This is a genomic window from Stenotrophomonas maltophilia (assembly GCF_013464915.1).
Taxonomy (GTDB): Bacteria; Pseudomonadota; Gammaproteobacteria; order Xanthomonadales; family Xanthomonadaceae; genus Stenotrophomonas; species Stenotrophomonas maltophilia_AT.
Genome location: NZ_RAVT01000030.1, coordinates 23863 through 44276 on the forward strand (window position 1 = coordinate 23863; position 20414 = coordinate 44276).

The following is a 20414-nucleotide window of genomic DNA, read 5'->3' on the forward strand; positions in this document are numbered from 1 at the left end:
TCTGGCGGAGCCGGGCGATCACGGCAACACACAGCCTGCCCGAAGCCGCGTGAATGCAGGGCCATCAAGTGCATGGCCCCGCACCGGGAAGGTACCGGCCACCGCGAGGGTGACCGGCCCAGGATGCATCAGGCAGCGACGATGTTCACGATCTTGCCCGGCACGATGATGATCTTGCGCACCGTCAGGCCTTCCATGAACTTGGCCGCGTTCGGCTCGGCCAGGGCCAGTGCTTCGACCTGCTCGCGTGCGGCATCGGCGGCCACCTCGATGGTGCCACGCAGCTTGCCGTTGACCTGCACGGCCAGGGTCAGCGCGTCGCGCACCAGCGCACCGGCGTCGGCCTGCGGGAACGGCTGGTCTTCCAGCAGCGTCTCGCCATGGCCCAGCACCTGCCACAGGGCGTGGCTGGCATGCGGGGTGATCGGGTTCAGCAGCAGCACGATGGCCTGCAGCGCTTCCTGGCGCACCGCACGCCCCTGCTCGCTGCCGTCCTCGAACCTGGCCAGCGCGTTCATCAGTTCCATCACCGCGGCGATGGCGGTGTTGAAGCTGTGGCGGCGGCCATAGTCGTCACCGACCTTGCCGATGGTCTCGTGGGTCTTGCGGCGCAGCGCCTTCTGGTTGGCATCCAGCGCGGCCACGTCCAGCGCCGGGGCGGCACCGTCGGCGGCGTGTTTCTGCACCTGGGCCCACAGGCGGCGCAGGAAGCGGGCCATGCCGTCCACGCCGGCTTCGTTCCACTCCAGCGACTGTTCCGGCGGGGCTGCGAACATCGAGAACAGGCGCACGGTGTCGGCACCGTACTTGTCGACCATCGCCTGCGGGTCCACGCCGTTGTTCTTCGACTTGGACATCTTCTCGGTGCCACCGACCACCACCGGCTGGCCGTCGGCGATCAGCGTGGCGCCGGTGATGCGGCCGCGCTCGTCGCGCTGCACTTCCACATCGGCCGGGTTGATCCAGTCCTTCGAGCCGTCCGGGTTCGGGCGGTAGTAGGTCTCGGCGATCACCATGCCCTGGCACAGCAGGTTGCGTGCCGGTTCGTTGCTGTCCACCATCCGCGCGTCGCGCAGCAGCTTGTGGTAGAAGCGGAAATACATCAGGTGCAGGATCGCGTGCTCGATGCCGCCGATGTACTGGTCGACCGGCAGCCAGTAGTTGCCACGCTTGTCGACCGCATCACGGGCGCCCGGCGAGGTGTAGCGGGCGTAGTACCAGCTCGACTCCATGAAGGTGTCGAAGGTGTCGGTCTCGCGCTCGGCCGCGCCGCCGCATTCCGGGCAGGTGGTCTTGCGCCATTCCGGATCGGTCTTGATCGGCGAACCGGTCCCCGAGAACGCCACGTCCTCCGGTAGCACCACCGGCAGCTGCTCTTCCGGCACCGGCACCGCACCGCACTTGTCGCAGTAGATCACCGGAATCGGGCAGCCCCAGTAGCGCTGGCGGCTCACGCCCCAGTCGCGCAGGCGATAGTTGACGCGGCGCTGGCCCTGGGCCTTGCGCTCGAAGCGTTCGGCCAGGGCTTCGAAGGCGCCCTGGAAATCCAGCCCATCGAATTCGGCCGAGTTGACCAGTTCGGTCTGGCGGCTCTTGTCGCTGTACCAGTCCTGCCAGCGGGTACCGTCCCAGGTGCGCTCGTCGTCGTTGCGCGGGTCCTTCAGGGCGATGACCTGCACGATCGGCAGGCCGTACTTGTTGGCCACTTCGTTGTCGCGCTGGTCATGGCCCGGAACAGCCATCACCGCACCGGTGCCGTAGCCCATCAGCACGAAGTTGGCGACCCACACCGGCACCTTCTCGCCGGTGACCGGATGGATGGCACGCAGGCCGGTGTCCATGCCGCGCTTTTCCTGGGTCTCCAGCTCGGCTTCGGACACGCCGCCCTGCTTCATTTCCGACAGCAGCGCAGCCAGTTCCGGATTGTTCTTCGCTGCGTGCAGCGCCAGCGGATGTTCGGCGGCGATCGACACGAAGGTCACACCCATCACGGTATCCGGACGGGTGGTGAATACGCGCAGCGGATCCAGCACGCCGCCGTCGATGTCACGCACGTCGAACTGGATTTCCAGTCCCTCGGAGCGGCCGATCCAGTTGCGCTGCATGGTCTTGACCGAGTCCGGCCAGCCGTCCAGTTCATCCAGGCCATCCAGCAGTTCCTGGGCGTAATCGGTGATGCGCAGGAACCACTGCGGGATCTCGCGCTTCTCGACCAGCGCGCCGGAACGCCAGCCACGGCCGTCGATGACCTGCTCGTTGGCCAGCACGGTCTGGTCGACCGGATCCCAGTTCACCACTGCATTGCGGCGGTAGGCCAGGCCCTTGCGCATCAGGCGGGTGAACATGCGCTGCTCGTGGACATAGTAGTCCGGGCGGCAGGTGGCGAACTCGCGCGACCAGTCGACCGCATAGCCCATGGCCTTGAACTGGCCACGCATGTGCTCGATGTTCTTGTAGGTCCAGGCCGCCGGTGCGGTCTTGTTCTTGATCGCCGCGTTCTCCGCCGGCAGTCCGAACGCGTCCCAGCCCATCGGCTGCAGCACGTTGTGGCCGGTCATGCGCTTGTAGCGGCTGATCACGTCGCCGATCGTGTAATTGCGCACGTGGCCCATGTGCAGTGCACCGGACGGGTACGGAAGCATCGACAGGCAGTAGTACTTCGGCTTGTCCGAAGTCTCGTCCACTTCGAAGGCACGGGTGGCGTCCCAGTACTGCTGGGCGGCGGATTCAACCTGCTGCGGGTCGTAGGCGTTGGTTTCAGCGCTGGTCATGGAACACGCGGATGCGGCGGCAAAGCGGTACAGCGTACCGCAGTGCGGCATGGGGCTCCAATCCCGACCGGCCGCGACTGTCGCCGCCGGCGCCCACGATCTGTCTCAGCGCGGTCGCGACAGCGGCAGCGCAACCACCAGCCACAGCGCCCAGCAGGCGAAGGCCACGCGCTGTGCCAGGGGTGCCGGCACCAGGCCCTGCAGGGCGAAGGCGGCCACTGCCGCAAGCACCCCGCAGGCCACCAACATTCCACCCTGGACACGGCCGTGCGCCTGGCGCATGTTGAAAATGCCCAGCAGCAGGGTGCCAGTGACAAAGCCCAGCACCCAGATCATCCAGGCGCTGGCATGCAGCTGGCTGGCCGGCCCGTGCAGGTCGTCCACATCCAGCGGCAGCAGGCCCATCGCAGCGAATGCGAGCCCGGCCAGCAGCAGCATCTGGCTGCCGACCCGCGGTGCCCAGCCGGCCGTGACAGGCAGCCGCCGGCGCAGGCACTCGGCCACCACCCCCGCCAGCAGGCCCGGCAACACGAAGCCCAGCAGATTGAAGGCCAGCGCGTGCGGCACGCCGTGTGCGCCCAGCAGGGCCACCGGGTGGCGGGCCTGTGCATAGCCGTCCAGGCCGGCGCCGAAGCCCAGCACCGCCAGCACGAACAGCAGTGCAGCGGCGAGGCCGGACAGGCGCAACAAGGAAGACGAGGAGGTCATGCAGGCTCCGGGAGCAACGGCGGCGGAAACGACGCATTGTCGGGCATTTGCCGCAGTCCGGGTTGAGACGGGCATCGATCGTCACCATAGAATCGGTCTCCAGATGCCAATCGATGCCTCCCCCATGACCGAGACGACCTACGTATTCGACGCCACCACTGCGACCTTCGAGGCCGAAGTCCTGCAGAAGTCGCTGCAGACGCCGGTGCTGGTCGACTTCTGGGCCACGTGGTGCGGCCCCTGCAAGACCCTGGGCCCGATGCTGGAAAAGCTGGCCGCCGAATACAACGGCGCCTTCGAGCTGGCCAAGGTCGATGTCGACAAGGAACAGCAGATCGCGGCCGCCTTCCAGATCCGCTCGGTGCCCACCGTGTTCCTGGTCAAGGGCGGCCAGCTGGTGGACGGCTTCCCCGGCGCCATCCCGGAAGGCCAGCTGCGTGAGTTCCTGGCCCAGCACGGCATCGTACCGGCCGACGTCGGTGACACCGCCGCCGAGGACGAAGCGCCGTTGGATCCGCAGGCACAGGTGGATGTACTGCGCGCGCAGATCGCCGCCGAGCCGGACAAGGACGAGCTGAAGCTCGACCTGGCCCTGGCCCTGCTGCAGATCGGCGGCGTGGACGAAGCCGGCACGCTGATCGACGGCCTGCCCGCCAACCTGGCCACCGACGACCGCGCCGTGCGCGCCCGCGCCCGCCTGTCCTTTGCCGCCGCGCTGAAGGACGCCCCGGCCGCCGAGGTGCTGGACGCGCGTATCGCCGCTGACGGCAAGGACCTCAAGGCCCGCCACCTACGCGGCGTGCAGTTGCTGCTCGGCGGCCATGACGAAGCCGCGCTGGCGCAGTTCCTGGAAATGCTGCGGATCGACCGGAGTTTCGAGGAAGGCCTGCCGCGCAAGGCGCTGATCGACGCCTTCAATGTGATCTCCGACGAGGACCTGGTCGGCCAGTACCGCCGCAGGATGGCGTCCCTGCTGTTCTGAACGGGAGCCGGGTTCGTTCAGAATCCCTGCACTGGACGCGGGCAATAATGCGCGCGATGGCGGCCGTACGGCCGCCACGATCCGTTCGGGGGGATGAGGTCGGGGCCATGGGGTCTTGCAGCTGCACCCCCGCATTGCCGGGATTGCAAAACTGTGACCTTCGTCCGCTCGCTGTTGTCTGCCACGCGCTTCCAGGGCGCCCTGTTCTGTGCCCTCCTTCTGCTGCCGGCCATTGCCGCCGCGCAGGACTGGAACTACCGGGTCCGTCCCGGCGACACCCTGTGGGATCTGGGTGGCGTGTACCTGAAGCCCTCGGTGCGCTGGCAACAGCTCCAGCAGCACAACCGCATCGACAACCCTTACCGGCTGCCCCCCGGCCAGCTGCTGCGCTTTCCCATCAGCTGGCTGCGTACCGAACCGGCGCCGGCGCGGGTGCTCTCGGTCCGCGGCAAGGTCGAACTGTCCGGCGGAGACGGCAGCGCAAGCCGCGCCATCCAGGCCGGCCAGCAGCTGCACATCGGTGACACCGTGCAGACCGAGGGCGAATCCAGCGTCACGCTGGAGTTTGCCGATGCGTCGCGCCTGCAGCTGCGTGAGTACTCGCGCCTGCGCCTGGACCAGCTCAGCCGCTATGGCCACACCGGCATGGTCGACACCCGCCTGCGCCTGCAGCAGGGCCGCGCCAGCAATCGGGTGACGCCCGCGCGCGGCCCGGCATCGCGCTACATCATCGATGCGCCCACCGCCACCAGCAGCGTGCGTGGCACCGTCTTCCGGGTCAGTGCCGGCGACGGTCGTGATGTCGCGGCTACCGAGGTCCTGCAGGGCAAGGTGCAGGTCGGCAACACCCATGGCCAGCGCATGGTCCAGCCGGGACAGGCCACCCGCAGCGCCAGCGCCGACGCCGCACCGGATGCAGTCTCCGCTCTGCTGCCGGCACCACATCTGCGCAACGATGAACTGCGCCTGGCCCCGTTGCCGACGCTGCTGGCATGGACTCCGGTCACCGGCGCCGCGCATTACCGCGTTGAAGTGGTACAGGCAGCCACGCCGGAGATCCTGCTGTTCGCTGCCACCACCCCCGATACCCGCCTGGCCATCGGCGATCTGCCGCCGGGCCAGCTGCGCGTCCTGCTGCGCGCGGTCGATGCGCAGGGTGTCGAAGGCATCGACGCCAGCGCCGACTTCGAACTCAGCGACCAGCCACCACCGCCGCTGACCCTGGCCCCGCTGCATGGACAGACAATCAACAGCGATCGCCCGCGTTTCCGCTGGAGCCAGGCCCCGGGTGCGCGCAGCAGCGTGCTGCAGATCGCGGCTGATTCCAGCTTCGTACAGCCCCTGCAGGAACAGACCAGCACCGGCACCGATCTGCGCCTGGCGCAGCCATTGCCGCCAGGTCAATACTTCTGGCGGGTCGCCTCCCGCGATGCCAATGGGCACCAGGGGCGCTATGGCCAGGCCCTGCCGCTGCAGCTCAGCAACGAACCGGTCGATCCTGCGCTGCAGCCGCCCGAGGCCGCGCACGGTGAACTGACCCTGCGCTGGCAGGCCGGCAGCGAAGGCCAGCGCTATCGCGTGCAGGTCGACCGCCGCGGCGACTTCAAGGCACCCCTGGTCGACGAAACCGTGGCCGAACCGCAGGTCAGCTTCAAGCGGCCGTGGCGCGGCACCCTGCATGTGCGCGTGCAGTACATCGACGATGACGGCCATGCCGGAGAGTTCTCGCCGGCCCAGCAGATCGCCCTGCCGTGTCGCCTCTGCTATGGCGCCGGCGGCGGTGCCCTGCTGCTGTGGCTGCTGTTGTGAGGCGCTCGCCGCTGCCGTGGCCGAAGCGGATCCTGCTGGCCATGCTGGCCGGGATACTGACCATCGTCGCCAGCCAGGGCCAATGGCTGTGGCGGCAGGACGAGGCCACCTACGACGCGATGGTCGGCAACTGGGACTATCGACCCGACCCGAGCGTGCTGATCGTGGCCATCGACGAAGGCAGCCTGCAGCGCATCGGCCAATGGCCGTGGCCGCGCTCGGTCCATGCCCGGTTGCTGGACCGCCTGACCGATGCCGGTGCCGAACGGGTCGCGCTGGACCTGATGCTGTCCGAGCCGGACCGCCGCGACAGCCGCCAGGACGAGGCACTGGCCGCTGCCATCCGGCGCAATGGCCGGGTGGTGCTGCCGGTGCTGGCCGCACCGGCAGCCGGTGACCGCATGGCCGAGGAAATGCTGCCGGTTCCGCAGATTGCGGCCAGTGCCGCCGCCATCGGCCACACCGATGTTGAGGTGGACAGTGACGGCGTCGCCCGCGGCATCTACCTGCATGCAGGCATCGGCAAGGCGCATTGGCCGGCGCTCGGGCTGGCCCTGACCGGCCTGCCCGCAGGCGCGGTGCGCGGCCTGCCCGACCCTGATCCCGAAGTGGGCTCGCCCTATCAATGGCGGCGCAACGACTACGTGCGGGTGCGCTATGCCGGCCCCCCCGAGCAGCTGCCGCAGGTTTCCTACGCAGACGTACTCGATGGCCACGTGGACATGGCGATGCTGCATGGCCGCCGCATCATCGTCGGCATGACCGCCAGCGGCATCGCGCCGCGCCTGCTGACCCCGACCACCCGCGAGTTCTGGATGAGCGGCAGCGAGTACCAGGCCAACATCGCCTCGATGCTGCTGCAGCACAGGCAGATCGATGTGCTGCCCCGCTTCTGGCAGCACACCATCAGCGCGGTGCTGGTGGCGCTGTGCGTAATCCTGCTCGGCCTGCGCCTGCCGTGGCTGGCGGCGCTGTGTTCGCTGCCGATTGCCCCTCTGCTGAGCTGGTTGCTGTTGCGCACCAGCAACCTCTGGTGGGCGCCGGCCACCGCCCTGCTGGGCGTCCTGCTGGTACTGCTGGCCTGGGCGATCTGGCGGATTTCGGCCTGGCACCGGCAGGCCAACCGCGACGCACTGACCGGCCTTGGCAATCGCCTGCGCTTCGAACAGGCGCTGCAGCAGGAATGCGACGCCGCACGACGCAACGGCAAGCCACTGAGCCTGGCGCTGATCGACGTCGACCACTTCAAGCGCCACAACGACCGCCATGGCCACCAGGTCGGCGACCGCGTGCTGCGGGATGTCGCCCGGTTGATCGGCGCGCATGCGCGGCGCCCGCGCGACATGGCCGCGCGCTACGGTGGCGATGAATTCGCGCTTGTATTGCCCGATACCCCGGCCGAAGGCGCGCGGCTTGTGATCCAGGACCTGGTCGACTGCGTACGTGCGTTGCCGGCACATGGTGATGGCGGCGACGACCAGGTCACGCTCACCATCGGCGTGTTCACCCGGGTGCCGGACGGCGAGCTGCAACCGCATCATTTCGTCGAAGGGGCCGACACCGCGCTGTACCAGGCCAAAGCCAATGGGCGCGACGGGTATGTGATCGACAGCGGCACCTGACCGGCGCCACCGGGGTGCAACATACGCATGCGAATGGTTAGACTGGGCACCTCGCCCAGCGCCCCCCCCGGATCCGCATGAACGCCCGCCTGTTCCGCTTCGGCATCAACCTCTGGCCGCCCTTCCTGTTCACCGGCATCCACGTCACCCGCATCACCCCCGACTACCGGCAGATCGATGTCGAGCTGCGCCTGCGGCCATGGAACCGCAACTATGTTGGTACCCACTTCGGTGGCAGCCTGTTCGCGATGACCGATCCGTTCTGGATGCTCGGCCTGCTGCACATCCTCGGCCGCGACTACTACGTGTGGGACCGCGCAGGCGCCATCGACTTCCTCAAGCCCGGCCGCGGCACCGTGCGCACATCATTCCGCATCGACGACGCGCTGCTGGACGAACTTCGCGCCGAAGCCGCCAGCGGCGACAAGGTGCTGCGCTGGTTCAGCAACGACGTGGTCGATGAAAGCGGCGAGGTGGTCGCACAGGTCCGCAAGCAGGTGTACCTGCGCCTGAAGCCGCACGCGCGTTGATCCACCGCACAGGCGCTATCCTCTGGCCCCCTGCCATGGAGGCTCCGATGCGCCCCTGCACCCTTGCAGCACTGATGAGCACCCTGCCGTGCGCGGCCCATGCACTGGACCTGCCGCCGGTGCAGTACCCGGCGCTGCCGGCCCAGGCTGCCACTGCCGCCGGCTTCGTGCCCGAGGGCTGGACGCTGGAGTCCAGCATTGAAGGCGATCTCGACCGCGATGGCCGCGCGGACCTGGTACTGGTGCTGCGCCAGCAGGACCCGCGCAATGTCATCGAACACGATGGCTTCGGCCCGTCACCCTACGACAGCAACCCGCGCATTCTCGCCGTGGCGTGGTCACGCCCGGCCGGCTACGTGCTGGCGGTGCAGGACCATCAGCTGATCCCGCGCCCGGACAACCCGGTGATGAGCGACCCGCTTGAAGATGGCGGTGTCAGCATCCAGCGCGGCACGTTGAGGGTGGCGCTGTTCTCCTTCTCCAGCGCGGGAAGCTGGTCGATGGGTACCACCGTCTTCACCTTCCGCTGGCAGGACGATGCCTTCGCGCTGATCGGCTACGACCAGAACTCGGTGATGCGCAATTCAGGACAGCCCACCTCGGTGAGCGTGAATTTTTCCACGCGCAAGGTGAAGCACACCGAGGGCAGCATCGAGGACGACAAGGAAAGCGTGCGCTGGCAGCCACTGCGCAGCAGCCAGCGCTGGACGCTGCAAAGCGTGGGCGATGGCTGGGCATTCAATCCACTGGCCGGCGCCGGCTAGGGTTCTGCTCAGTCGCGGGCGCTGGCGCTGGCGGTTGCGGCGCCAGTGGCCACCAGCGGCACCGACAGCCATGGGCTTTCGTCGTTGCTGCGGGTGGGCGAGCGACGCGGTACCTGCAGGGCGCGCCCGTCGGCGGACAGCTGTGGCGCCCGCACCGGCGAGGCGAACTGCGCCGGCAACCGCTGCAGCGCATCCACCGGATCCCCCGGCTGCTGCCGCAGCCAGCGCTGTGCGCCCAGCAGGCGCAGCATCGCCGCCGCATCCTGGGTGCGCGACGAATAGGCCGGATAGACCGGACCCGCAATGTCGGTCAACAGGCAGCCCATGACGTTCGACAGGCAACCAAAGTCACGCTGCAGCGGCGCCGGTACCGGCAACGGACGGTCCGCCTCCAGCGCAGCGGTCGCCGTCGCGCCACAGGCCCAACCGAGATTGCCGGCCGCACGGGCCAGGGTGCTGCTGCGGTCCAGTACCAGCACGCCGCCGAATTCCCGCGCCGAGGTCTCGATCGCCACCTGGTTCATCGCATACTCGCCCTGCATCGCACGGCACAGGCTCTGCTCGTCGGCCCGCATCGGCTGCATGGCCTGTTCGCATTCGGCCGGCAGCGGGTGATCGGCAGGCAGTTCAACCAGCATGTCGGCCAGCAGCTGCGCATTGGCCTGCACCAGGCTTGCGCCGATGATGCTGTCGAACAGATAGCTGCCACCGGGCACCAGCCGCCGGCCCAGCTGCACGCCTCGGCAGCTGCCGCGCAGGGCACCGTCGATGTCGCCCTGTACGAATGCCAGCGCGCGTGCGCTGGTGGCATCGACCACCAGCCCGTAGGTCGGCATCGGCACCAGGATGCCCTCCCGCTTCGGCTGGAACGGCGAGACGAAATGGTCCGCGTCGGCCAGCGCATCCAGCCGCGCATGCAACTGGTGATGGCCCGCATGGGCGTCGACGAAGCGCTGCGGATCGGCGCGCACCTGGGCAAGGCAATCGCGGGCCGCCGGCCCGCAACCGGCGGCCGCCCGCGAGCGCAATCCTTCGTGGCCGGCGGCCTGATGAGGGCGGGTGACACTGTTACCGTGCGGGTCGGCGTCCCAGCGCCGCACATCCTCGGCCAACGCCTGCTCGCGCTGGCCGGCATCCAGGTCGTCAAAGGCCAGTGTCCACAACAGCGGATAGCCATTGCGCCCGCTCGCCGGCAGCCGCGCTTCCAGCCGTTGCTGCGCCTGCAACCGCGATTCCGGCACCGGCCACATGCGTGAGGCACACCACACCACGATGGCCAGCACCAGCAGGCCCGCCAGGGTCCATCCCAGTCCGCGCAGAATCTTCAACACAGCTTCCCTTCCATGGCTCGTTGCCGCAGTCGATTCCCCAGCGTAATCGACCGGCAGTGACCGCTACAATGCGCACATGTCGCTCGAAGCCCCCGCCCTGGTCCCCCGCCCCTCCCTGCAGCGCCTGTTCCTGACCGGCCTGCTGACCCTGCTGCCGATCTGGCTGACCTGGGTCGTGGTCAAGTTCGTGTTCGTGCTGCTGTCGGGCATCTCCAGCCCGCTGGTGGTGCCGCTGTCCGAACAGATCGCAACCAGCTTCCCGCACTATCTGGGCTGGGTCCGCGCCGAGTGGATCCAGGACACCATCGCCCTGCTGGCCACCCTGCTGGTGATCCTGGCGGTGGGCGTGGCAAGCCGCCGCGTGCTGGGCCAGCGCCTGCTGCGCTGGGTCGGCGCGGTGATCAAGCGCATCCCGCTGGCCAGCATCATCTACGACAGCGCCAAGAAGCTGCTGGACATGCTGCAGACCGAACCGGGCAGCACCCAGCGCGTGGTGCTGATCGACTTCCCGCACCGCGACATGAAGTCGGTCGGCCTGGTCACCCGCGTGATCAAGGAACACGGCACCGACCGCGAGCTGGCCGCGGTGTATGTGCCGACCACGCCGAACCCGACATCGGGCTACCTGGAAATCGTGCCGGTGGAGCTGCTGACGCCCACCGACTGGACCGTCGACCAGGCGATGAGCTTCATCATTTCCGGCGGTGCCGTCGCACCGTCCAGCGTGCCCTTCACCCGCGCCGGCGAACGCACCGAATGACCGCAGCGCCGATCGAGCGCCCGCTGCAGGACCGCGCGGTGCTGCTGTTCATCGTGCTGGCCGCGTTCTTCTGCGGCAATGCGGTGCTGGCCGAGCTGATCGGCGTGAAGATCTTCGCGCTGGAAGATACCCTCGGCATCGAACCGCTGAACTGGAACCTGTTCGGCCAGACCGGCTCGCTCAGCTTCACCGCCGGCACTCTGCTGTGGCCGGTGGTGTTCATCATGACCGACACCATCAACGAGTTCTTCGGCAAGCGCGGCGTGCGCTTCATCTCGTGGCTGGCGGTGGTGCTGATCGGCTACGGTTTCCTGTTCGCTTTCGCCGCCATTTCGCTGGCGCCAGCCAGCTGGTGGGTCACCTCGATGGACGGCCACGGCGTGCCCGATTACCAGGCCGCATTCGCAGCCGTGTTCGGCCAGGGCATGTGGACCATCGCCGGTTCGCTGGTGGCATTCCTGCTGGGCCAGCTGATCGACGTGGCGGTGTTCCATCGCATCCGCCAGGCCACCGGCGAACGCCATGTGTGGCTGCGCGCGACCGGTTCCACCGCGGTCTCGCAGGTGGTGGACAGCTTCGTGGTGATCTGGATCGCCTTCGTGCTGGGCCCGCAGCACTGGCCGACCTCGCTGTTCCTTGCGGTCGCCAGCGTCAACTACGTGTACAAGATGGGCTTTGCGATCGCCCTGATTCCGTTGCTGTACCTGATGCGGCGGGCCATCACCCGCTATCTGGGCGCCGATCGCGCGGCGGCATTGCGTGCCGCCGCCGCGGCTGACTGAAGCCCCAGCGCCACCAAGCTGACTGCGTCTTCACGCTGGCCGTACGCGCGCGGATCGTGCAAGCTCCACGGTCTGTGTTCCACGGAAGCTTCTTGATGCCGTATTCCCCCCGCGTCCTGGCCGCTGCCATTGCCGCGTTGTTCCTGTTCAGTGCCGTGCCACCGGCCGAAGCAGCGAAGAAGAAGGCCAGCCGCCCTGCCGCTGCGCAGACCCGCCAGGCTGCCAAGCCCAAGACCAGGCCCGCCCGTGCCACCGCACCGGCCCGTGGCAGTTCGGCGCGCCGCGCCGCGCCGCGTCCGGTCGCACCCGCACGCGCGGTGCCCAAGCAGGTGCAGCTGGAACGGCTGTACGACGAGTACTGGGATGCCTCGATGCGGCTGAATCCGCTGCAGGCCACCTTCCAGGGCGAACCACGCTACAACGACCAGCTGCCCAACATCCTGTCCGCCGCCTGGCGCCAGCAGTCGCACGACTTCACCACGCAGTGGCTGGGCAAGGTCGAAAAACTCGGCAGCGACGGCCTGCAGGGCCAGGACCTGCTCAGCTACGAGATCTTCGTACGTGACGCGCGCGCCTCGCTGGCTGCCGAGCGCTACCCAGGCTGGATGATGCCGATCAGCCAGTACTACAACATCGGCAGCATCATGGCGATCCTCGGCTCCGGCGCCGGCGCGCAGCCGTTCAACACGGTGCAGGACTACGACACCTGGTCGCGCCGCTCGCTCGGCATTCCCGAACTGTTCGACCAGGCCATCGACAACATGCGCCAGGGCATGAAGGCCGGCGTGGTGCAACCGCGCGACCTGATGGAAAAAGTGCTGCCGCAGCTGGATGCAGTGATCAAGCCGACCGCTGAAGAGAGCATCTTCTGGTCGCCGATCCGCACCATGCCGAACACCATTGCGGCCGAAGACAAGGCGCGCATCAGCGCCGAATACAAGCGCATGATCGAGCTGCGCATCATGCCGGCCTACCGTGCCCTGCGCGGCTTCATCGCCACCGAGTACCTGCCGGCCACGCGTGCCAGCAGTGGCATGGGCGCGCTGCCCGACGGCCAGGCCTGGTACGCCAACCTGATCGTGCAGACCACCGCCAGCGACCAGACCGCCGCGCAGCTGCACGCACTGGGCGAACAGCGCGTGCAGGAACTGCAGGCACAGATCGCCACGGTGATGAAGGACGCAAAGATGCGCGGCACGCCGACCAAGCTGCTGCGCAGCATGCGCAACGATCGCCAGTTCCAGTACAGCGACGCCAATGCACTGATCAGCCGCTACCGGCAGGTGCAGCAGCAGGTCAACGCGCGCCTGCCGCAGGTGCTCGATACGCTGCCCAAGTCCGCACTGGAAGTGCGTGCGGTGGAAACGGAACGTGCGCTGACCGCCGCCGCTGCCGCCTACCAGCCGTCGCCGGCCGGGCAGCCCGGCGTGCTGTACATCAACACCCGCGACCTGCCCAGCCGCAAGCGCTGGAGCGTGCCGGTGCAGTACCTGCATGAAGCGATTCCCGGCCATCACGTGCAGCTGGGCCTGCAGCAGGAACTGGCCAAGCTGCCACGCTTCCGTCGCCTCGGTGGCGATCTTGCGTTCGTCGAAGGCTGGGGCCTGTACGCCGAAACGCTGGGTGAAGACCTGGGCGTCTACAGCGATCCCTACGACCGTATCGGCTACCTGTACTCACGCCTGCTGCGCGCCGCGCGCGTCGTCGCCGACACCGGCGTCAACGCACAGGGCTGGAGCAAGCAGCAGGCCGTGGCCTACCTGCAGAAGACGGTGGACATGAGCAGCGATGATGCCAACGCTGAAGTCGAGCGGATCATGGCCCAGCCCGGCCAGGCACTGTCGAACGTCGCCGGCCTGACCACCATCGTTGCCCTGCGCGACAAGGCCAAGGCACGCCAGGGGGCAGCCTTCGATCTGCGCCGGTTCCATGCAGAACTGCTGAAGGACGGCTCGATGCCGCTGGACGTGCTGGACCGCAAGATGGAGCGCTGGATGGCGCAGCCGGCCAGCGCTGCGCCCACGCCTTCCCCCTGACCCTTCCGGAGCCGCCATGCGCCCTGCCCTCGTCCTGTTCGCCGCCGTGCTGGGCCTGCTGCCACTGGCGAGCTCCGCCGCACCGGTGCTGACCCCACCGGATGCGGGCATCGACGGCCTGATGCAGGCCTACGATGGGCAGGTTCCGGGTGCCGCGATGCTGGTGCTGCACGACGGGCAACCGGTGTTCCGTCGTGGCTATGGCCTGGCGGTGGTGGAAGACGGTACTGCGGTCACCGCAGCCAGCAATTTCCGGCTGGCCTCGGTCAGCAAGCAGTTCACCGCTGCGGCGGTGCTGCTGCTGGTGGAAGACGGCCGGCTTGGGCTGGACCAGCCGGCGCGGCGCTGGCTTCCGGAACTGCCGCAGGCCGCAGCGGCCATTACCCTCCGCCAGCTGCTGTCGCACACCAGCGGCCTGCTCGACTACGAAGACCTGATGGACCCGGCGGACACACGGCAGGTACACGATGCCGATGTGCTGGCCCTGCTCTCGCGCCAGAACCGCCTGAACTTCGCGCCCGGCACGCAGTACCGCTACAGCAACAGCGGCTACGCGCTGCTGGCACTGATCGTCGGCCGCGCTTCCGGCCAGGACTTCGCCGCCTTCCTGCAGCAGCGCATCTTCGCGCCGCTGGGCATGGTCCACACCGTGGCCCACCAGGACGGTGTCGATACGGTGGCAGCACGTGCCTATGGCTACAGCTGGATCGACGGCCGCTGGCAGCGCACCGACCAGAGCACCACCAGCGCCGTGCTCGGCGATGGCGGCATCTATTCCTCGCTGGACGATCTCGCCCGCTGGGACGCCGCACTGTATGACGACCGCCTGCTGTCGAAGGCTTCGCGCCGCGCGATGTTCAGCCCGGCCACGACCACATCGGAACCGGACGTGCCGCATTACGGTTTCGGCTGGCGCCTGAACGGCCCGGTGCAATGGCACAGCGGCGAGAGCATCGGCTTCCGCAACGTGATCGTGCGCCACCCGGAAAAGCACCTGACCGTGATCGTGCTGACCAACCGCAACGACCCCGAACCCTATCCGCTGGCACTGAAGATCACCCAGCGCTGGCTGGACACCCTGCAATGACCCGCAATGCCGACGCCCTGCTGGGCATCCACCACGCCGCACTGATCTGCAGCGACTACGCGCGCTCGAAGGATTTCTACGTGCGGATCCTCGGCCTGCGCGTACTGGCCGAGAACCACCGCGCCGCGCGCGACTCCTGGAAGCTGGACCTCGCGCTGCCCGATGGCGGCCAGCTGGAGTTGTTCTCCTTCCCCGCGCCGCCCCCTCGGCCCAGCCGCCCCGAAGCCCAGGGCCTGCGCCACCTCGCGTTCCGGGTCGCTGCGCTAGAGCCGTTCATCCAGCGCCTGGCTACGCATGGCGTCGCGTGCGAACCGATCCGCGTGGACGAATACACCGGCCGCCGCTTCACCTTCTTCGCCGACCCCGACGACCTGCCGCTGGAGCTGTACGAAGTCGGTTGACCCTGTGCGTCGGGGTCAGATCCCTTTTCCATCGGGAAAAGGATCTGACCCCATCGCCGCCACCGGAAACGTCATCCACGCATGGCGTGGATCTACCGTGTCGACCGAGGTCGACACCTACCCACAGCACACGGAACCTGTCGAAGGCGGGGTGGGTCCGGTTGCGGGGGTGTCCGCGGCATGGATGCCGCGGCCAAGCCCCCAGGGACGGGTTCACGGCGTCCCCCGCAACCGGCCCCACCCCGCCATCCCACGGAATGGTCGCTTTTGCCGTTGCCGTTGAGGTTGCCGGCCAGCGGCCGGCACTACCGCGGGTGCWGGGCGCAGCCCTGCAAAGCCCCCCCTTCCCCATACCCCGCCGAATGGGTATACAGTCGACCCGTACCGGCACCGTGCCGGAATGAACCCTGGGAGGGGACCATGCGCAAGACCTTCAAGACCCTGCTGCTGGCATTGCCGCTGTGCCTGGCCGCGCTCTCGGCGCAGGCCGCCGATGGCGCCGCCGGCCGCTGGAAGACCATCGACGACAAGACCGGCAAGGTGAAGTCGATCGTCGAGATCACCCAGGCCGCCAACGGCACCCTGACCGGCAAGGTGGTCGACATCCTGCACTCGGACAAGGGCCCGAACCCGGTCTGTGACGGCTGTGAAGGCGCCAACAAGAACAAGCCGGTGAAGGGCATGACCATCCTCTGGAACCTGAAGGCCGACGGCGCCAACAAGTGGTCCGGCGGCACCATCCTCGATCCGGCCAATGGCAAGACCTACAAGTCGAAGATGGAACTGCAGCCCGGCGGCACCAGGCTTGACGTGTCCGGCTGCATCGCCTTCATCTGCCGCGCGCAGACCTGGCAGCGCGAGTAAGCGCCCCGGCCCCCGCTTCATCCCCGTGACCCGGCCCTGGCCGGGTCACCTCGTTGCGGGCATGCGATACTCTGCGGTTCCCCTCGGCTTCACCCCGCGACCATGACCCGTACCGCGCTCGTCACCACCGCCCTGCCCTACGCCAACGGCCCGCTGCACCTGGGCCACCTGGTCGGCTACATCCAGGCCGACATCTGGGTGCGTGCGCGGCGAATGAGCGGCGGCAAGGCCTGGTTCGTCTGCGCCGACGACACCCACGGCACGCCGATCATGCTGGCCGCGGAGAAGGCCGGGGTCACCCCGGAAACCTTCATCGCCAACATCCAGGCCAGCCACGAACGTGACTTCGCCGCCTTCGGCGTGGCCTTCGATCACTACGACTCGACCAATTCGGCGGCCAACAAGGCGCTGACCGAGCAGTTCTACCTGAAGCTGGAAGCGGCCGGCCACATCAGCCGCCGCTCGGTGGCACAGTTCTATGACCCGGCCAAGGGCATGTTCCTGCCCGACCGCTACGTCAAGGGCATCTGCCCGAACTGCGGCAGCCCCGACCAGTACGGCGACAACTGCGAAGTGTGCGGCGCCACCTATGCGCCGACCGACCTGAAGGAGCCGCGCTCGGTCATCTCCGGTGCCACGCCGGAAATGCGCGATTCGGAGCACTTCTTCTTCGAGGTGGGCCACTTCGACGCGTTCCTGCGCGAATGGCTGGCTGGCGACGTCGCCCTGCCGGGCGTGAAAGCCAAGCTCGGTGAGTGGCTCAATGCCGAAGGTGGCCTGCGCGCGTGGGACATCTCGCGCGATGCACCGTACTTCGGTTTCCAGATTCCCGGCCAGCCGGGCAAGTACTTCTACGTCTGGCTGGACGCGCCGATCGGCTACCTGTCCAGCTTCCAGACCCTGTGCGGCAAGCTCGGCGAAGACTTCGAAGCGCACCTGCGCGCCGGCACCGCCACCGAGCTGCACCACTTCATCGGCAAGGACATCGTCAACTTCCACGGCCTGTTCTGGCCGGCCGTGCTGCACGGCACCGGCCACCGCGCGCCGACCCGCCTGCACGTCAACGGCTACCTGACCGTGGACGGCGCCAAGATGAGCAAGTCGCGCGGCACCTTCGTGATGGCGCGTACCTTCCTCGACGCCGGGCTGGAACCGGAAGCGCTGCGCTACTACTACGCGGCCAAGTCCGGCGGTGGCGTCGACGATCTCGACCTGAACCTGGGTGATTTCATCGCCCGCGTCAACGCCGACCTGGTCGGCAAGTTCGTCAACCTGGCCAGCCGCTGCGCCGGCTTCATCAGCAAGCGCTTCGACGGCCAGCTGGCCGCGCAGCTGCCCGATGCGGCGCAGTACCAGCGCTTCGTCGATGGCCTGGCGCCGATCCGCGAAGCCTACGAGCGCAACGACCCGGCTGCGGCGATCCGCCTGACCATGACCCTGGCCGACGAAGCCAACCGCTACATCGACGACGTCAAGCCGTGGGTGATCGCCAAGCAGGAAGGCGCCGACGCGCAGCTGCAGGCCGTGTGCAGCCAGGGCCTGAACCTGTTCCGCGTGCTGGTCACCGCCCTGAAGCCGGTGCTGCCGGCCACCGCCGCGCAGGCCGAGGCCTTCCTGGCCGCGCCGGTGAACGACTGGACCGAGCTGGTGCAGCCGCTGCTGGGCCACCGCATCACCGAGTACACCCCGCTGTTCACCCGTATCGACCCGAAGAAGATTGACGCCATGATCGACGCCTCCAAGGACACCCTGCAGCCGACCGCCGCTGCCGCCCCCGCCGCCAGGACCGAAGCGGTCAAGCCAGCTGCCCCGGCACCGGCCAGGGACGAAGCGAACAGCGCCGACGCCCCGGCCTACATCGGCATCGACGATTTCGCCAAGCTCGACCTGCGCATCGGCAAGGTGCTGGTCTGCGAGTTCGTGGACGGTTCGGACAAGCTGCTGCGCTTCGAACTGGACGCCGGTGAACTGGGCAAGCGCCAGATCTTCTCCGGTATCCGCGCCAGCTACGGCGAGCCGGAGAAGCTGGTCGGCCGCAGCGTGGTGTTCATCGCCAACCTGGCCCCGCGCAAGATGCGCTTCGGCCTGAGCGAAGGCATGATCCTGTCGGCCGGTTTCGACGGCGGCGCGCTGGCGCTGCTGGACGCCGACAGCGGCGCGCAGCCGGGCATGCCGGTCCGCTGATGCCTGCAGCGGGCGTGGTTGCGGCCACGCCCGCCGGCAGCACCGGCCACGGAGCAACGCGATGGGAGGCAACGGAATGGAACTGGCGCTGTTCGACTTCGACCACACCGTGACCACCTGCGATACCTATGGCCGTTTCCTGCGCCGCGTGGCCACCGCTGAACAACTGGCGCAGGCGTGGTGGAAGGTTGGCCCGTGGCTGCTCGCGTACAAGCTGAAGCTGATCTCGGCCGAACGCATCCGCGCGCGCGTCACCCGCCTGACCTTCAGCGACCGCCACAGTGACGACATCGCCACCCTGGCCGCCGGCTTCTCGCGTGAGTTCCTGCCCGACGTGGTGCGCCCGGAGATGCTGGAGCAGATCCGCTGGCACAAGGAACAGCAGCACACCGTGGTGATCGTGTCCGGCTCGCTGGATCTCTACCTGCGGCCGTGGTGCGAGCAGCTGGGCCTGCAGTTGATCTGCAACCGGCTGGAAAGCCAGGACGGACGCCTGACCGGCCGTTACGCCGGTGGTGACTGTGGCCCGCGCAAGGTCGAGCACATCCGTCGCCAGTTCGATCTGTCGCGTTACGTGCGCATCCATGCCTACGGTGACAGTTCCGAAGACAAGCCGATGCTGGCGCTGGCCCACGAGCGCTGGTTCCGCGGCAAACCCCTGAAGTAACCCAACGCGCAGCCTTCGCCACGCATGAGCCTGATCCCGCCCCTGACCGAACGCCTCGACCGCCTGCTGCCGCAGACCCAATGCGGGCAATGCGGTTACGAAGGCTGCCGCCCGTATGCGCAGGCGATGGCGCGTGGCGAGGCAGGCGTGGACCGCTGCCCACCCGGTGGCGATGCCGGTGCACGCGCGCTGGCCCAGGTGTTGGGCGTGCCGGCAATTCCGTTTGATCGCTCGCGCGGGGAGCACAAGGCGCCGCAGGTGGCGTTGATCGTGGAAGCCGACTGCATCGGCTGCACCAAGTGCATCCAGGCCTGCCCGGTGGACGCCATCGTCGGCGGCGCCAGGTACATGCACACGGTGATCGCCGACCTGTGTACCGGCTGCGAGCTGTGCATCCCACCGTGCCCGGTGGACTGCATAGAGCTGATGCCAGCCTAGCCACCGGACCAACCGGCACTGAAGCGGCGGGGTAGAGTCGACTGTTAGTCGACTGCTCTTCGTTCCGGCGGCGCAAAATCCCGCGCTGCGCGCCATAGTCGACCAACAGTCGACTCTACCCTCCCCGCTGGTGGAGACCTGACCCAGCCTGCCGTTAGGGCACCGCCGCCGTCACCACGATCTCGACCTTCCACTCGGCGTGGGCCAGCTTGGCTTCGAAGGTTGCACGGGCCGGGGTCGCGCCCTCGACCACCCACTCGTCCCACGCCTTGTTCATGCCGTCGAAGTCGGCGATGTCGGCCAGGAACACCTCGGCGCGCAGCACGTGCTGGCGATCGCTGGCCACCAGCGCCAGCAGCTTGTCGATCTCGGCCAGCACCTGCCGGGTCTGCCCGGTGATGTCCTGGCTGGTGTCTTCCGGAATCTGGCCGGAGAGGTAGGCGACCTTGTTGTACACGGTCATTTCGGACATGCGCGGTCCGACGTCGTAACGCTCCATCATGGGCGTGGCTCCTGCGGGTGATCAGGCCTGCATTGTCCCCCAAACCGGTCAACGATGGGTGCAGGGCAGCCGTCCACGCACGGTCACTACCGGCTTCCGACGGCGACGCTGGTCAAATGCCAGCGACAGGCGCACGATGCGCCACGGCTGCATTGACACCGCCCTCGCCCTCCCTG

Annotated in this window: 18 protein-coding genes; 14 read left to right on the top strand and 4 right to left on the bottom strand. The window is 68.0% G+C overall.

Going from position 1 to position 20414, the window contains the following annotated elements:
- Positions 1–128: 128 nt before the first annotated feature.
- Positions 129–2771: a leucine--tRNA ligase gene (gene leuS / locus D7T59_RS11290; RefSeq protein ID WP_180850918.1), complete on the bottom strand. Its 2643-nt coding sequence runs from the start codon at positions 2769–2771 to the stop codon at positions 129–131.
- Positions 2772–2876: 105 nt separating this feature from the next.
- A complete protein-coding gene (locus D7T59_RS11295; protein ID WP_180850917.1) occupies positions 2877–3479 on the bottom strand; it encodes a DUF998 domain-containing protein in 603 nt (200 codons plus the stop codon).
- Between the two features lie 124 nt (positions 3480–3603).
- On the opposite strand from D7T59_RS11295, the gene trxA reads away from it, so the two are divergent.
- The 5 genes from trxA (at position 3604) to D7T59_RS11320 (ending at position 9186) form a co-directional block, all read left to right on the top strand.
- Positions 3604–4461, top strand: coding sequence for a thioredoxin (trxA, locus tag D7T59_RS11300; protein ID WP_164137129.1), 858 nt, complete (start codon positions 3604–3606; stop codon positions 4459–4461).
- Positions 4462–4614: 153 nt separating this feature from the next.
- Positions 4615–6270, top strand: coding sequence for a FecR domain-containing protein (locus tag D7T59_RS11305; protein WP_180850916.1), 1656 nt, complete (start codon positions 4615–4617; stop codon positions 6268–6270).
- A complete protein-coding gene (locus tag D7T59_RS11310; protein ID WP_180850946.1) occupies positions 6267–7892 on the top strand; it encodes a CHASE2 domain-containing protein in 1626 nt (541 codons plus the stop codon). The genes D7T59_RS11305 and D7T59_RS11310 overlap by 4 nt, the downstream gene beginning before the upstream one ends.
- A 77-nt stretch (positions 7893–7969) precedes the next feature.
- On the top strand, positions 7970–8422 hold the full coding sequence (locus D7T59_RS11315) for a DUF4442 domain-containing protein (protein ID WP_049427725.1): 453 nt from the start codon (positions 7970–7972) through the stop codon (positions 8420–8422).
- A gap of 47 nt (positions 8423–8469) precedes the next feature.
- Positions 8470–9186 carry a hypothetical protein gene (locus D7T59_RS11320; RefSeq protein ID WP_180850915.1) on the top strand — a complete coding sequence of 239 codons (717 nt, stop codon included), beginning with the start codon at positions 8470–8472 and terminating at the stop codon, positions 9184–9186.
- Positions 9187–9194: 8 nt separating this feature from the next.
- Here the strand turns inward: D7T59_RS11320 and D7T59_RS11325 are convergent, their stop codons facing one another.
- A complete protein-coding gene (locus D7T59_RS11325) occupies positions 9195–10517 on the bottom strand; it encodes a hypothetical protein (protein ID WP_180850914.1) in 1323 nt (440 codons plus the stop codon).
- Positions 10518–10593: 76 nt separating this feature from the next.
- Here D7T59_RS11325 and D7T59_RS11330 point away from each other — a divergent pair, with 76 nt between their 5' ends.
- From D7T59_RS11330 to rnfB, 9 genes are all read left to right on the top strand, one after another.
- The gene (locus tag D7T59_RS11330) at positions 10594–11277 is read left to right on the top strand and encodes a DUF502 domain-containing protein (protein WP_054172268.1); all 684 of its coding nucleotides are present in this window, start codon (positions 10594–10596) and stop codon (positions 11275–11277) included.
- The gene (locus tag D7T59_RS11335) at positions 11274–12059 is read left to right on the top strand and encodes a queuosine precursor transporter (RefSeq protein ID WP_164137135.1); all 786 of its coding nucleotides are present in this window, start codon (positions 11274–11276) and stop codon (positions 12057–12059) included. Before D7T59_RS11330 ends, D7T59_RS11335 begins: the two co-directional genes overlap by 4 nt.
- Before the next feature lie 95 nt (positions 12060–12154).
- The gene (locus tag D7T59_RS11340; RefSeq protein ID WP_180850913.1) at positions 12155–14095 is read left to right on the top strand and encodes a DUF885 domain-containing protein; all 1941 of its coding nucleotides are present in this window, start codon (positions 12155–12157) and stop codon (positions 14093–14095) included.
- Positions 14096–14111: 16 nt separating this feature from the next.
- Positions 14112–15182, top strand: a complete 1071-nt coding sequence (locus tag D7T59_RS11345; protein ID WP_180850912.1) for a serine hydrolase domain-containing protein — start codon at positions 14112–14114, stop codon at positions 15180–15182.
- Positions 15179–15583, top strand: a complete 405-nt coding sequence (gene gloA2 / locus D7T59_RS11350) for an SMU1112c/YaeR family gloxylase I-like metalloprotein (protein WP_180850911.1) — start codon at positions 15179–15181, stop codon at positions 15581–15583. The genes D7T59_RS11345 and gloA2 overlap by 4 nt, the downstream gene beginning before the upstream one ends.
- A 420-nt stretch (positions 15584–16003) precedes the next feature.
- Positions 16004–16447, top strand: a complete 444-nt coding sequence (locus D7T59_RS11355) for a DUF2147 domain-containing protein (protein WP_049426799.1) — start codon at positions 16004–16006, stop codon at positions 16445–16447.
- A gap of 102 nt (positions 16448–16549) precedes the next feature.
- Positions 16550–18631: a methionine--tRNA ligase gene (gene metG / locus D7T59_RS11360; RefSeq protein ID WP_164139072.1), complete on the top strand. Its 2082-nt coding sequence runs from the start codon at positions 16550–16552 to the stop codon at positions 18629–18631.
- A gap of 76 nt (positions 18632–18707) precedes the next feature.
- Positions 18708–19298, top strand: a complete 591-nt coding sequence (locus tag D7T59_RS11365) for an HAD family hydrolase (RefSeq protein WP_049426797.1) — start codon at positions 18708–18710, stop codon at positions 19296–19298.
- A gap of 24 nt (positions 19299–19322) precedes the next feature.
- The gene (rnfB, locus tag D7T59_RS11370; RefSeq protein ID WP_180850910.1) at positions 19323–19736 is read left to right on the top strand and encodes an Rnf electron transport complex subunit RnfB; all 414 of its coding nucleotides are present in this window, start codon (positions 19323–19325) and stop codon (positions 19734–19736) included.
- A 154-nt stretch (positions 19737–19890) separates the two neighbouring features.
- Here the strand turns inward: rnfB and D7T59_RS11375 are convergent, their stop codons facing one another.
- Positions 19891–20238: a RidA family protein gene (locus D7T59_RS11375; RefSeq protein WP_005418155.1), complete on the bottom strand. Its 348-nt coding sequence runs from the start codon at positions 20236–20238 to the stop codon at positions 19891–19893.
- Positions 20239–20414: the final 176 nt, after the last annotated feature.

Excerpts from the sequence above, each read along its gene's own strand:
- D7T59_RS11295 (WP_180850917.1), bottom strand. The coding sequence starts at position 3,479 with ATGACCTCCTCGTCTTCCTTGTTGCGCCTGTCCGGCCTCGCCGCTGCA.
- D7T59_RS11315 (WP_049427725.1), top strand. The coding sequence starts at position 7,970 with ATGAACGCCCGCCTGTTCCGCTTCGGCATCAACCTCTGGCCGCCCTTC.
- D7T59_RS11330 (WP_054172268.1), top strand. The coding sequence starts at position 10,594 with ATGTCGCTCGAAGCCCCCGCCCTGGTCCCCCGCCCCTCCCTGCAGCGC.
- gloA2 (WP_180850911.1), top strand. The coding sequence starts at position 15,179 with ATGACCCGCAATGCCGACGCCCTGCTGGGCATCCACCACGCCGCACTG.
- rnfB (WP_180850910.1), top strand. The coding sequence starts at position 19,323 with ATGAGCCTGATCCCGCCCCTGACCGAACGCCTCGACCGCCTGCTGCCG.
- D7T59_RS11345 (WP_180850912.1), top strand. The coding sequence starts at position 14,112 with ATGCGCCCTGCCCTCGTCCTGTTCGCCGCCGTGCTGGGCCTGCTGCCA.
- trxA (WP_164137129.1), top strand. The coding sequence starts at position 3,604 with ATGACCGAGACGACCTACGTATTCGACGCCACCACTGCGACCTTCGAG.
- D7T59_RS11375 (WP_005418155.1), bottom strand. The coding sequence starts at position 20,238 with ATGATGGAGCGTTACGACGTCGGACCGCGCATGTCCGAAATGACCGTG.
- D7T59_RS11365 (WP_049426797.1), top strand. The coding sequence starts at position 18,708 with ATGGAACTGGCGCTGTTCGACTTCGACCACACCGTGACCACCTGCGAT.
- metG (WP_164139072.1), top strand. The coding sequence starts at position 16,550 with ATGACCCGTACCGCGCTCGTCACCACCGCCCTGCCCTACGCCAACGGC.
- D7T59_RS11320 (WP_180850915.1), top strand. The coding sequence starts at position 8,470 with ATGCGCCCCTGCACCCTTGCAGCACTGATGAGCACCCTGCCGTGCGCG.
- leuS (WP_180850918.1), bottom strand. The coding sequence starts at position 2,771 with ATGACCAGCGCTGAAACCAACGCCTACGACCCGCAGCAGGTTGAATCC.
- D7T59_RS11355 (WP_049426799.1), top strand. The coding sequence starts at position 16,004 with ATGCGCAAGACCTTCAAGACCCTGCTGCTGGCATTGCCGCTGTGCCTG.
- D7T59_RS11340 (WP_180850913.1), top strand. The coding sequence starts at position 12,155 with ATGCCGTATTCCCCCCGCGTCCTGGCCGCTGCCATTGCCGCGTTGTTC.
- D7T59_RS11335 (WP_164137135.1), top strand. The coding sequence starts at position 11,274 with ATGACCGCAGCGCCGATCGAGCGCCCGCTGCAGGACCGCGCGGTGCTG.